The organism is Micromonospora sp. PRAS1, assembly GCF_059553435.1.
Genome location: NZ_JCANNB010000010.1, coordinates 110,582 through 122,729, shown reverse-complemented (window position 1 = coordinate 122,729; position 12,148 = coordinate 110,582). Strand labels below are relative to the sequence as shown.

The 12,148-nt window shown below is 67.0% G+C and carries 13 protein-coding genes; 7 read left to right on the top strand and 6 right to left on the bottom strand.

The window, feature by feature from the left end:
* Nucleotides 1–30 precede the first annotated feature (30 nt).
* Both AC507J_RS12370 and AC507J_RS12365 read left to right on the top strand, forming a co-directional pair.
* Nucleotides 31–435: a hypothetical protein gene (locus tag AC507J_RS12370; RefSeq protein ID WP_496289269.1), complete on the top strand. Its 405-nt coding sequence runs from the start codon at nt 31–33 to the stop codon at nt 433–435.
* 12 nt (nt 436–447) lie between these two features.
* On the top strand, nt 448–759 hold the full coding sequence (locus tag AC507J_RS12365; RefSeq protein WP_496289268.1) for a hypothetical protein: 312 nt from the start codon (nt 448–450) through the stop codon (nt 757–759).
* 123 nt (nt 760–882) lie between these two features.
* Here the strand turns inward: AC507J_RS12365 and AC507J_RS12360 are convergent, their stop codons facing one another.
* The 6 genes from AC507J_RS12360 to AC507J_RS12335 form a co-directional block, all read right to left on the bottom strand.
* Complete coding sequence (locus AC507J_RS12360) at nt 883–1,113, bottom strand: helix-turn-helix domain-containing protein (protein ID WP_496289267.1); 231 nt, start codon at nt 1,111–1,113, stop codon at nt 883–885.
* Between the two features lie 85 nt (nt 1,114–1,198).
* Nucleotides 1,199–1,741 carry a hypothetical protein gene (locus tag AC507J_RS12355; protein WP_496289266.1) on the bottom strand — a complete coding sequence of 181 codons (543 nt, stop codon included), beginning with the start codon at nt 1,739–1,741 and terminating at the stop codon, nt 1,199–1,201.
* A gap of 257 nt (nt 1,742–1,998) precedes the next feature.
* On the bottom strand, nt 1,999–3,762 hold the full coding sequence (locus AC507J_RS12350; protein ID WP_496289265.1) for a DUF2637 domain-containing protein: 1,764 nt from the start codon (nt 3,760–3,762) through the stop codon (nt 1,999–2,001).
* 777 nt (nt 3,763–4,539) lie between these two features.
* A complete protein-coding gene (locus AC507J_RS12345) occupies nt 4,540–4,896 on the bottom strand; it encodes a hypothetical protein (RefSeq protein ID WP_496289264.1) in 357 nt (118 codons plus the stop codon).
* A 494-nt stretch (nt 4,897–5,390) separates the two neighbouring features.
* Nucleotides 5,391–6,536, bottom strand: a complete 1,146-nt coding sequence (locus AC507J_RS12340; RefSeq protein ID WP_496289263.1) for a CHAT domain-containing protein — start codon at nt 6,534–6,536, stop codon at nt 5,391–5,393.
* Entirely contained in the window at nt 6,533–6,775 is a 243-nt protein-coding gene (locus tag AC507J_RS12335) for a hypothetical protein (RefSeq protein ID WP_496289262.1), read from the bottom strand. Before AC507J_RS12335 ends, AC507J_RS12340 begins: the two co-directional genes overlap by 4 nt.
* 396 nt (nt 6,776–7,171) lie before the next feature.
* Between AC507J_RS12335 and AC507J_RS12330 the strand changes: the two genes are divergently transcribed.
* The 5 genes from AC507J_RS12330 (at nt 7,172) to AC507J_RS12310 (ending at nt 11,904) form a co-directional block, all read left to right on the top strand.
* Nucleotides 7,172–7,864, top strand: a complete 693-nt coding sequence (locus AC507J_RS12330; protein WP_496289261.1) for a transposase family protein — start codon at nt 7,172–7,174, stop codon at nt 7,862–7,864.
* A gap of 302 nt (nt 7,865–8,166) precedes the next feature.
* Nucleotides 8,167–8,745, top strand: coding sequence for a hypothetical protein (locus AC507J_RS12325; protein ID WP_496289260.1), 579 nt, complete (start codon nt 8,167–8,169; stop codon nt 8,743–8,745).
* A 317-nt stretch (nt 8,746–9,062) separates the two neighbouring features.
* Nucleotides 9,063–9,842, top strand: coding sequence for a transposase family protein (locus tag AC507J_RS12320; RefSeq protein WP_341720025.1), 780 nt, complete (start codon nt 9,063–9,065; stop codon nt 9,840–9,842).
* 179 nt (nt 9,843–10,021) lie between these two features.
* The gene (locus AC507J_RS12315; RefSeq protein WP_496289259.1) at nt 10,022–10,474 is read left to right on the top strand and encodes a hypothetical protein; all 453 of its coding nucleotides are present in this window, start codon (nt 10,022–10,024) and stop codon (nt 10,472–10,474) included.
* Between the two features lie 176 nt (nt 10,475–10,650).
* Complete coding sequence (locus AC507J_RS12310; protein ID WP_496289258.1) at nt 10,651–11,904, top strand: relaxase/mobilization nuclease domain-containing protein; 1,254 nt, start codon at nt 10,651–10,653, stop codon at nt 11,902–11,904.
* The last annotated feature ends 244 nt before the right edge of the window (nt 11,905–12,148 follow it).

Genomic DNA, 12,148 nt, shown 5'->3' with positions numbered 1-12,148 from the left:
CGCCACCTCCTGGAAGGGCAGGCTCGCGAAATGATCACGGAGCCGCCCGTCGTGGGAGACGAAGCGAGCCCACGCTCGCCTTCGTCGGGACGCCGCAGCCCGGGCCAGCCGTTCGGCTTTCCGCTGTTCACGCTGCTCGGCCTGATCGTGGCGGGCTTGCTCACGCAGCTGCTGCTCTGCATCGTTGGCCTTGCGACGGGCGTTCTCGGCAGCCAGCCGCGATCCAGCCTCGACGAGTACACCGAGGGCCATCAGTCGTTCCATCACACGCTGGTTGCCTTCGCCCCAGGGATCCTGATGCTCAGGTTGCATGCCGGGTACGGTGGCGGCCGAGGGTTGTCCGGAGCGCTACGGGTATGGATGGAGAGTCCACCCGCGCTTCACCACCTGGCATTGCAGCTCGGGTCGATCATGGGCCAGCAGTTCCGGCCATGACATGCTTCGGTCGTGTACTGGACCGAGGATCGCCGTCGCTTCAAGCGCCTGGTCGAAGCACTGTCGGGACGGGCGAATGCACAGGCCGAGGCCGAGATGGGTGCACCCCTGGATCCACGGCTCGCGGACTCACTGGTGGATGTGATGGCGGGCGAGGAGCAGCTCGGGCTCGACACGCTCTGCGTCAACGTCCTCGACTACCGAGTGCGGCTGACAGGCGAGGAGTACGCGACGATCACTGATCTCGCCGGACGTTGGGATCTCGACGTTCGAGTGATCGATGGACTGGATGAGCTGGTGATGCCAGATGACGCATCCGAGTGATCATGACAGCCAGCCGATGACGGCGATGACGACCAAGTAGATGCGGAAGAGCGATAACCCCGTTTGGCGGTCACCGTCACATCGCACCCGTACGCAGCTTCCGCAAGATCGCCAGGACACACCTCAGTCGACGCCGAGCAGCTTGAGCAGGGCCGGCACGCTCACCAGATAGCGGCGGCCGATCCGCAGGATCTTTACCGGGAACTCGTCCTTTTTCGCCAGCTCGTACGCCTTGGTTCGGCCGATACCGAGGATCTCCCCGGCGGTTTCGACGTCGGTGGTCATGCCGAGGGCACGTACCGCCTGTTCCATCCAAACCTGGTGCCCGGTGGGGCTTGCGGCAGTGGTCGTCATGGTCAGGTCCTCCCGCTGCTGTCGGGTGCCGTCCTGGTCGGTCGGCGGCGACAGCCACGGTGCCGGTGGCCGGTTGTCGTCGGAGCTACCCGGCGCTCTCGGCGCCCCTGCTACGGGGTGCATCGCGCCGGGGCCGACCGGGGCTCGACGCCGAGCCGCTGCGGTTGTTGATCCACGTCTCGACCCGGTGTCGTTTCCAGTAGCGGAGCGTTCCGCGGCGGCCGGGCTCCTCGCGATCGGGCTTGGGCAGGTACCCGTCCCGATTCTCGGCCCAGGCGGGAGTGCTCTTCTCCACGTACTTGGACCATGAGCCGTGCGTGACGCGGATGAGGGTACGGAAGTCCTTCGCGACGATCAGCTCGTCTGGATCGCCATCGAGCGTGATCTGGTGGACGCGAGCCCGGCGGGCGTTCTGCTTGGCCAGGAAGTACGAGACGTTGAAGGCGTCCAGGTCGTCGAGCGCGTACCACTCCCGACCATCCATTGTCTCGACAGCTGGCGGCCAACCGGTGATGGGGCGCTGCTTCGGCGAGGCGACCAGGTTGATGGTCTGCAGGCTGCGGTCCAGATACTCGGCGGCGCCGGGACGGTTCGTGCAGGGGCGGCCGTCGACCACCCGTATCTCCACGATCCCTCCAGCCATCCCGTACCGGTGCAGTTCCTCAGCGCTCGCCGGCTTTTCCGGTTCCGCTCAACGCCCCGATGCTGCCGCTTCCGCTTCCTACTTCGCAGTCGACCGGCATCGAGCGAAGATCACTGTACCGACAGCGCGGTCGCATGGCGTGATTTGCGGTCGTCGCGTCGCCGGTGGCGGCAGGTTGGATATGCCAACGCCTCCCGGTGCTCTTGGCAACCGGGAGGCGTGGCCGTTCAGATGCTGTTGGGTCAGGAGCTGACCGGGGCGGGTTGTCTCCGCGCCGCGGTGGACAGGACTGCCCGGACAGTGCGGTCGGTGACACCCGCCAGTGCGGCAAGGTCCTTCTGCTTCGCGTCCGGGTGGTCACGCTGGGCTTCAAGCACCGCCAGAACCGTGGTCGGGCTGACCCGATCCACCTCTGGCAGCGGTTCCCCGCCGAACGTCAACCGCTCCCCCATCTCACTGGCTGTCGTCCTCCGCCGACGACGTGGCACCGCCACCTGCTCCAACAGTTGCCGGAGTTGCTCCTCCACACTCTCGCGGCGCTGCTGTTCGTCGGCGAGCGCGCGCTGGACGGTCGCCATTTGGACTTCGAGCTTCTGGCGATGCCGCGCCAGCTCGGCGGCCTGACGACGCAAGGCCGATGCGTCGGACTCGGCCAGGGCAACGCGTCGTCGCCATTCCTGGGCTTCCGCTTCCGCCTGCCCCTGAGCCCGGATCGCACGATCCGCTTCCGCTCGCGCCAGCTGAACGGCCTGCTCGGCTTCCGCCCGCCGGGCCGTCTCATGCTCAGCCCGGCGAACGGCCCGATCCGCCTCCGCAACCGCTTCCGCCCGTCGGGCCGCGTCCGCGCAAGCTTCCGCACGGGCGGCACGTGTCTCCGCTTCCGCCTCCACGCGACTGGCCGCTTCGGCTGCTGCCCGTGCTTCCGCCTCCACCACTGCGGCGCGGGCGACGCGGGCCTCTTCCCGGGCCGCTTCCTCTTCCTTGTGCGCTGGCGACGGCAGCGCCGGTGTCGGCCTCGCCGTACCGGTCTGCGCGAGATGCAGCAGCGCCACAAGCGCCGGCCCGCTCTCACCGGCCCGGGCGGCCCTGCGCGCCGCCTTCCTCGCCTGCTTGCTGACCTTCGCCGTGGTGGCCTGTCGACGCCGCTGTTCCTGATCCGCAGCGGCCCGACGACGGCGTTCGGCCCGGGCGGTTCCGGCACGGGCCACCAGAGCTGCCGCGCCGGGGCTGAGCCGGTCGAGAACATCCAGCTTCCACGCTTCGCCTGTGGAGTACGGAGCAACCAGCCAGCGTCGCCAGCCGAACCGCTCCGGTGGCTGCGGGATCACGCCTCGGTCTCGGAGCGCCGGTCGGTGCTTGGCACCGCTACGGACCTCGTACACGATGATCCCGAGCGCCGACAGGAACGACAGCCCGACAGCCTTGACGGGGTCGGCGTGGTGACCGATGGCGTTGATCGCCACGGCGGCAGCCGTGCAGATCCAGATCAGCGCCCGCGCCGCGAGCGCGCGTTCACCAGCAAGCCGTTGCTGCTGGGCAGTCAGGGCCATGGCCAGGCCCGTCCCCTCAATCGCGATCGCCGCCACCACACCGATCGACGTGGGCAGACCGTTGGCCCGCGCCGCGTCGACCTGGCCATACACGGCACCCGAAACAGCCATGCCGTAAATCAGCCCGGAGTACACCGCCGCAGCGTTGGATCGCACGTACGCGACGCGCCGCGCGTACCACTGCGCCGTCTCCTGCCGGCGGGCCCGACGCCGTTGCTGCCTTTCCTCACGTCGCGCCGCCCGCTCCTGACGGCGGCGCTCGGCGCGGGCGGCCCGGTTCCGGTCGCTCTGATCATTCAGGCGCAGGCGCCCTTCCTCCAGGCGCAGCCGCCGCTCCACCGCCGCGTCCTCGTCGGCGATACGTTGCTGGCTGGCCAGGCGCGCCCGCTCGGCGGACGCCAACTCACGCGCCACCCGGCGATCGGCATGAGCCAACCCGGTCAGGTCAGTGTTCATACCGCCACCTGGCCTTCGCGCAGACGATGCCCGGCTGTCAGCCTCGACGTACGGGCTTTAAGGTCGGTCATGGATCGGACCTCCGTTGTCCGGTCTAGGTCCTGGCCGGCGGGTCGCTTCCACCGGCCGGGACCGCTACCTCTGTCGGGGGCCGGTCGAACCCCGCCGTCGGTTCGTGACCCGGCCCAGCGTGAGCGCTACGGGTTGTCGGCAGCGCTACGGGTAACGCGTCTGATGTACGTTGGTCGGTTCCCCTCCGCCCTACCGGCCACCCACCAATGCCCGACGTACGCCCTGCCGGGCCCGCCATCCAGCAGATCGACGCGGATCCGAGCAGCAACGAATTGGAGCAACGCGTTGGGCGATGACATGCCCCATCGCAAGCTTTAATCATACCGCATATGAATCGAGTGGAAGTCTGCGATCGAAAAGCGGAGCTGGTTCGCTTCGAGGGCGGATCACAACCTGGTGGCGATCGCAGCGACGATCCGGTGACGGCTCGGGCCTTAATCGCCCTCTACGAGGGATCGCATCGTGACGACGCGAGCAGCGACCGGTACAGCGACACGCTGCTCCCCGTTGGCAACTGGACTTGAGTGTGGTCAGCCAGGCAGTGCGATGAACGACGGAATCGGGCTACGTTGCGGAGGCGACGGCATGAGCAGTGTCGCCGCTACGCTGTTCATGTCGACCGCCTGGTGGTCGCAGGGCTCTGGTTGTAGCGGCCTGGAGTCCAGGTGCTGGCCCGCGCGGCGATGCTCGCGCGAGCCAGCACTCCTACTGTCGATCCAGGTGGACGGCCAATTCACACTGCCCGAGCAGTTGCTCGTGAAGCCACGTACGGATCAGGTAGCGCCTGACGTCTCCGGCGCTCGGCAGCTCGGTGACTTCCACCTCGACGAGCATCAGCGCATCAGCTATCCGGACATACACCGCGACGAGGGCGTCACGGCTGCCGGCGCCATACAGGCGGCGGGCGGACTCGGCGCGGGTGACTGCTCGTACGCTGCCGATCATCAGCCCAGAGTCCGGACGCAGGCTGGTCAGGATGATGTAGGTCGCGGACTGGAAGGTGGGCAGCACGTTGCGCGCTGGATTCCAGCCGCCACCTTCACCTGGCACGGGTCCGGTCAACCTTGATCACCTTCGCGCTCGGACTCCGCCCCGGATCGCGGTACCGCTGGCGGCGCGGGGATGAAGGGCTGCCCCCGACTCAGATGCCAGGCCCCCTGACTACGGGTCGACGCCTTCGCGGGTTCGTTGGTGATGAGAATCCGATGTTCAGACTCCAGCCTGGAGGTAGTCTTCTTGCCCTGAGCAGTCACGGACATCTCCCTCGTCTGGCAATTGGCGGCGATGACGTGCGGTGGGTGGTAGCGACACCCGTTCGCGGCGCACGCCAATGGATGCGGCACGAGCAGCGCGATTTCACGGCGTTCAGCCGACACTGGCCAAGGAAGCAGTCACGACTGATGTCCGCTGCCCGTCACTCGCGCTTTTAATGATCCTGCATTTCCCCTGCGTGGCCAGCCCACATCCGCTCTCTACTGCGAACGGGCACTCAAGCGGCAACCGGCAGGGTTGCGAATTCGTTTGAGGGCGCTGGCCGACCCAGGATTGAAGGACGACTACGGTTCGTAACCACCTTGGTCCATACGCCCGGCGGCAATGATGCGTTCGTTGAGCTGAAGGCCGACCCGCCGGAACTTGCGTTGTACTCGTACGCCGAACTTTGGGGGTTGGCCGCACATCTGGGCTGCATCGATCCAGCCATCGGCAAAGCCCGCGTAGGCGAGCACAACCTGACGTTCGGCCGGCTGCAACCAGTCCAAGACGCGCCGAACCAACGGGCCGAAGTCGGCAAGAACTCCGTTGTCGAGCGGGGGTACACCGGGTACCGAGTCACGGAGCGTCCCCTCTTGCCCACCCCCGCCAACATTGACTGGCTGGTCCAGAGAAGCGACGGGTGCGCCCCGCAGCTGCGTCTCCGTCAGCGGACGATGGCAGCGATGCTGCTGGACGGTGACATTACGCAGTTGCTGAACCGCGTCGGCATCGCTGTTTGGCAGGTCGTCCAGCTGAGCGTGCAGCAGTGCAGCCTCGACGGCCTCGATGAGATCAGGGGTGACCCAGCGGAAACCGAGCACGTCACGGGCAAACCGGTCGGTCATGGCATGGCTGATATGCGGCTCGTCGTTGACCAGTGATCGCCGCACCTCGTAGGCGGCGTGCGTGACACGCTGTGCGGCTGCTGCAGCGCTGTTGCGGGTCGCATCGCTGAAGCCTTGCCGCGACGCAACGCTGGCCAGCAAGCGGCTCGGATCAGCGAGTTCGGACCAGTAGCCCAGTGATGCGCTGAGCACGCCGGTGAAGACGCCCGCGAGGCCATGCTGCTGGTCGTTCCGCCAACTCGCCCGTGCCACGTCGCCGGTGTCCTCGCGGACGAGCAGGTCGAGGACGTCGCCCTTGTCGGTCACGACCGATCGGGCACCAGCGACGAGCAACGCCGTCGGCAGGCTGAGCTCCTCTGAATCGTCTGCAATCGCCGAAGTGCAGGCCGAGAGAAGGACCAGGGAGGCGCCTTTAATAGCGCTGTTGAGGTAGTCGAGCGACATTGGCTCGCCCGCCGCTAACAGCAGCTCCGACGCGTTCGTAAGGTGGCTGCTGCCGTGGCAGGCTAAATGGAGCATCGGCCGATCGGCGCACAAGGCGTCAATTAATCCATCGACCGAAGCTGCGCAGCCGTCTGCTTCGTCTGCAGCATCCTGAGTCATTCGCCGACCACCTTGTCGAACAACAGTACCGCGGCACCAGCCGCGCTGGCACCCATCATGACGGCCGCGGCGGCGTCCTGACCCGCCAACTGTGCCAAGACGCCTGCTGCCACGCCGGTGGTCATGGCCAGGATGAGTACCAAGGTATCGCGTACGGAGAGCATCAACTGGGGCCGCAAGTTGCAAGGACAACCTTCAGACGGCGACGCTGGCGCGTTACGGCGGTCGTACTCTCTCATGATCCGGCTCCTGACGGCGGTTGGAAAATAGTCCTCTACTTCTAAGCCGCGTAGACAAGGGCAGACTGCAAAAAATCTTGATGGGCAGGACCCTCCTCGCTAGGCACGGCTGGACTGGAACGCAGGTATGAACGTCAGCGGTCTACTTAGGTGATCCCAGCAACGCATAAGGGTTGATTGGTGCGACACGGGCGAAGGTGTCGAGTCGGGCGGCAGTGGACACAGGCGTGGAGCCATCGATAGACAGGGTTCCTGCGACAGATCCATGTCTTCGAGAGGGCTCCACGTGATTGCCTATCGTGCCTGCTCGACGTCCCAGGGGAACTCGTGCAGTACCTCGGCCGGCTTCTCGCCGCTGAGCGTCGGGCTCGGGGCACTCGTCGTGACACCCGGGCGTTGACCTGCTTCTACCAGGCGTTGTTGGTGCTGGTGTGGTTCCGCAAGGCCGAGGACATGACCGCGTTGGCAGCCGGGTTCGGTATCTCCAGGGCGACCGCGTACCGCTACCGCGACGAAGGCATCGCGGTGCTCGCAGCCCAGGCGGTCGACCTGCACACCGCGCTGCGTCGGGCCGCCGACGAGGGCTGGTCGCATGTGATGCTCGACGGGAAACTGTTCGACTGCGACCGGCTGGCCGAGACGACCCTGTCGGTCAAGGGCGAGGTGATCGACGCCTGGTTCTCCGGTAAGCACCGCGACTTCGGCGCGAACATCCAAGCAGTCATGCGCCCGGACGGGCTGCCGATCTGGATATCGGCGGCGCTGCCCGAACATCTGCACGACACCAGTTGCGCCCGCGGGCTTGGGATAACCGCTGCCCTGAACTGGGCCGCCGCCGAACCCAACCTGCCCACACTCGCCGACTCCGGCTACGAAAGCGCAGGCCACGGCATCAAGACCCCGATCAAGCAACCCGTCGACGGCCCCCGGCTCGCACCCGACAACCGCGCCTACAACCGACTCCTGCGCGACCTGCGCTGGCAAGGAAAACGCGGCTTCGCGATCCTGATCGGACGATGGAGACGCTACGCCACACGACCGTCAGCCCACGCCGCATCGGCGACATCGTCGCCGCAGCCCTACACCTGACCCACTTCGAGTACAAATACCTACCGCAAAGTTGCTGAGATTACTTCGCTGGCCGCCTCGCGGTTCGTTTGGTGCGAGTGTTCCAGCCGACAGCCAGGGGCGTTGCCAGAGCTGTGGTCGCCAGGTAGCGGGGGCGGGTGTTGTCTGCGGGGCGTTCATCGGTTGGTCCGGTTGCGCCGCTGACGGCCGCGGCTCGACGACGTGCGCGTACTCGGCGATGACGGGAGTGCGCGGAAGAGGTCACCCGTCTGCAGCGTGGCGTCACCGGCCCGTATTGAGCACCGCGAGTAAAGTCGTCACACGTGAGAGAATCCGCCAGAATCCTGGGGCAGCGCTTCGGAGTGAGCGACCAGGTAATGAATGTGATCCTAAAAGAACTGGGCTACCTGGAAGGCGGTCCGGGCGCCTGGCAGGTCACCGAAAAAGGAACGAAGTACGCGTTCGAGAAGGATCATCACCGCGGTCCTGGCGGCTCCCCCTGGTACAACCGGGACTGGACGACCACGAGCTGGGATGACGCGCTCGTTGACGAACTGAACGTCACTGACGACCTCAAGCGCAAGGCTCAGGAGGCGGTCTCCGCAGGGAGGGCGGCGAAGCGAGCAGCCGCGACGCTCGCCGACGATATCTCCGCCAACGCGGATACCGTCACCGATAATGCCGCGGCTCAAGCAGGTAACGCAAAAAGGATTGCTGTCGCAGCTGCTGGCCTTCTCGTTCTGGCGGGTTCGGCCTATGGAATTTACAAGGCGGCTCCCCGCGCCAAGAAGCTGCTGGACGAAAAGGTCGTGCCCGGCCTGAAAGACATCAGGGACAAGGTGCTGCGAAAATCAGACGGCAGCGAGCCGGACGCCGCGGACGCCTTGCCAGGCGGCAGGTGAGCCAAGGCAAGCGCGCTGCCCGGGAGACGCCGTTGACTTTCTGCGGTAACGCCAGGAGTGGCAGCTCAAGAGCTTGATCAATCAAGGAGGAGGTGCACTCTTCCTTCGATGCTGGTTGTGGGATGGCCACGATGGCGAATGCTTCGTCCGATGAAATCCGCACTGGCTCGAGCAAGTTGTAGTACCGGTTACCGGATGTGTCGACCGAGCGCGATCGACACATCCGGCAACAGAGATCCATTACCCAGCGTGGGCACTAAGGGACGTCTCGTAACCCTGGCATCTGTCCCTTAAGGATGATCGGGCAGGATGCCCAGGTGCAGGTGATCACGGCAGCCCGCCCGGAGTGGATCTTTCCGTTCACCGGGTTGCAGCCCGCCCAGTTCCGCACGCTGGTCCGACTGGTCGCCGAGCGTGGCGGTGACGGCATCGCCGACGGCCGGCCGGGCCGGCAGTGGGCCCTGGGCCTCGCCGACCGGGTGCTGCTGGTCGCGGCGTACTGGCGGACGAATCTGACGATGCGGCAGATCGGCCCGCTGTTCGGGGTGTCGCACTCCGCCGCGCACCGGGTCATCGACACCCTCGCGCCGCTGCTGGCCCTGGCGCCGGTGCGCAAACGGCCGGTCGAGCAGATTGCGATCGTCGACGGGACGCTCATCCCCACCCGCGATCACCGCCTGGCCGCCCGGAGCAAGAACTACCGCTACTCCACGAACCTGCAGGTCGCCATCGACGCCAGCACCCGACTGGTCATCGCCGTCGGCGACCCACAACCCGGCAACCGCAACGACACCATCGTCTACCGCACCTCGGGCATCGACCAGAAACTCGCAGGCAGGCCGGTCATGGCCGACGGCGGCTACCGCGGCAACCCGGAGGTGATCATGCCGTACCGCAAGCCCACCGACGGCGGCTTGCTGCCGGAGTGGAAGGAGGCCTTGAACGTCGAGCACCGCACCGTTCGAGCCGGGGTCGAACATGCCCTGGCCAGGATGAAGTGCTTCAAGATCCTGCGCGACTACCGCCGCGCCGCCCACACATTGACCGATGCCGCTTCTGGCATCGCCAACCTCCACAACATCATCCTCGCCGGCTGACCACCGGTCCGGTGCCGGGCAACGCCTTCACCCAGTTACGAGACGTCCCTTAGACGGGGGTGAACCCAGAAGAGCTGACCCCCTACTGCTGCCATAATCCGCTACCCGTAGCGCTTCCGGCAACCCCGTCGCCGCAGGTTCGGCCCAACACCGGGACCGGCGAGTGGAGACGGCGAGCGATGAACTTCCAGACGCGATCGACTGCCTCAGGCGCACCGAGCCGCCGGGGCGCCGATCGACGTCATCAGTTCCCCGGCCGGCAGCGCCGGATCAACCTTCGGCTCGATGAAGCCGAGCACCGCGACATCGTCACCGCAGCTGCCCGCGCTGGCCTGACCCCGACCGGCTTCTGCGCCGACGCCGCGCTTGCCGCAGCCAGGGGCACCACTGCCCCCGGCAGCCTGATCGTCGGCACCGGTGTCACCCGAGCTGAGCTGGCCGCCGTACAGCGCGAACTGTTCGCCGCCCGCACCGCGATCGTGCGCACTGGCACCAACCTCAACCAGGCGACCGCAGCACTCAACGCCACCAGCGAGGCGCCGGTGTGGCTCGCCCACGCCGTCACACGGTGCGAACGGGCGATCGACAGCCTCGACGCCGTCGTAGCCGACATTCACCGGCGGCTGCGCTGATCCCCGCCATCCATCCCCGCGGCACGAATGTCAGCGGCCTGCTCCGCTACCTGTTCGGTCCCGGCAAGAACGAGGAACACGTCAACCCCCGCCTCGTCGCCGCCTGGTCCGGACCGGACCAACTGTCCACCCTCGCACCCCCACTGCGTTCATCCGGCCGCCACGATGTTCGTAACTTGACTCACCTGCTCGAACAGCCCGTCCACGCCGGCAGGAACCCTCCGCAGAAGTTCGTCTGGCACGCCTCGGTCCGCAACCACAGCACCGACCGGATCCTCAGCGACAGTCAGTGGGCGCACATCGCCGCCGAGATGGTCGCCGCCGTCGGCATCGCTCCGCACGGCGACCCGGACGCAGTGCGCTGGGTAGCGGTCCGCCACGCCCCCGATCACATCCATATCGTGGCCACTCTCGTCCGGCAGGACGGCGAAACCGTCTGGGCCTGGAACGAACGCCTCAAAGCCCAAGCCGCTGCCCGCGACCTCGAACAACGCTACGGTCTTCACCAGGTCGGCCCGGTCGATCGCACCAGCCACCGCCGGCCCACCGCTGCGGAGCAGAACAAGACCCGCCGTCAAGGCCGCCCAGAGATTCCCCGGGACCGGCTTCGCCGCGAGGTACGCGCGGCCGCGGCCGCAGCCACCGACGAAAGCGACTTCATCGACCGGCTCCAGGCCGCCGGTGTCCTCGTACGACTCCGCCACAGCACCATTCACCCGGAGCAGGTCACCGGCTACGCCGTCGGCCTCCCCGATCACACCACCAGCAAGGGCAACACCATCTGGTACGGCGGTGGCCGACTCGCCCCGGACCTCACCCTTCCCAAGCTCCGACGACGCTGGGGATCAGCCCCGAACGCGACCCCGCCCAGCAGCAGGCAGCAGGCCCAGCACCGGGCGAACGCCTTTCGCCAGGCGACAGCAGCCGTCGACGCCGGTGCCCGTCACCTCGGCGGTGCCCGGCCCACCGACGAGGACGACATCGCCTCCCTCGCCGAAGCCGCAGCCGACGTCCTAGCCGCCACCGCGCGGGTCTCGGAGGGCCGCAACGGCGGACCCCTCACCGAGGCCTCGGAGACCTTCGACCGTGCCGCCCGGGAGCCACGCCAACACCGCCCCCGGCGCCTGCACCTGGCGACCGGCCAGCTCAGGTCCACGGCCCGGCTCATCTCAGCGGTCGGCCGGCTCAGCCGCGCCGACGACACCACCGCCGCCCTACAGCTGGTACTACGGATGTCGATGATCGCGGACAATCTCGCCACCCTCCGCGAGGCCCAGGGCCGGCTCCACCAGGCTCAGGCCGCGCACCATGCCGCGGAGCGTCTACGCAGCATCGCGGCGTACGCCTCGGCCGACCGGGCTGGAGTTCGACCTGCCGCCGTGCCCCCACAGTCGAAGCCCGGGACGTCGCGAGCGACACGGTCGCAGTAAAGAACTCCGCTACCAGTAGCGCTTCGGCAGCGCTGCCGACGACGTCGCACCGAAATGCTGCGTCGAACAGCCGGAGGAATTGCGCGACGTGGATTGTGGCTCACCGCCGGACCGGAGCAGTAGTTCGCGAAGCGCACCCCTCCCCGAGCCACGGATGGGGAGCCATGTCCATTCCTGAGCGTTCTCCTGCTCTCTCAGCAGGTGCGGCCAGCGCAGATGACCAGGATTCGTACCTCGACCGACT

What these genes read in the sequence shown, in the direction of transcription:
- AC507J_RS12335 (WP_496289262.1), bottom strand. Translation starts at nt 6,775, where the DNA reads ATGAGAGAGTACGACCGCCGTAACGCGCCAGCGTCGCCGTCTGAAGGT.
- AC507J_RS12360 (WP_496289267.1), bottom strand. Translation starts at nt 1,113, where the DNA reads ATGACGACCACTGCCGCAAGCCCCACCGGGCACCAGGTTTGGATGGAA.
- AC507J_RS12350 (WP_496289265.1), bottom strand. Translation starts at nt 3,762, where the DNA reads ATGAACACTGACCTGACCGGGTTGGCTCATGCCGATCGCCGGGTGGCG.
- AC507J_RS12340 (WP_496289263.1), bottom strand. Translation starts at nt 6,536, where the DNA reads ATGACTCAGGATGCTGCAGACGAAGCAGACGGCTGCGCAGCTTCGGTC.
- AC507J_RS12370 (WP_496289269.1), top strand. Translation starts at nt 31, where the DNA reads ATGATCACGGAGCCGCCCGTCGTGGGAGACGAAGCGAGCCCACGCTCG.
- AC507J_RS12315 (WP_496289259.1), top strand. Translation starts at nt 10,022, where the DNA reads ATGAACTTCCAGACGCGATCGACTGCCTCAGGCGCACCGAGCCGCCGG.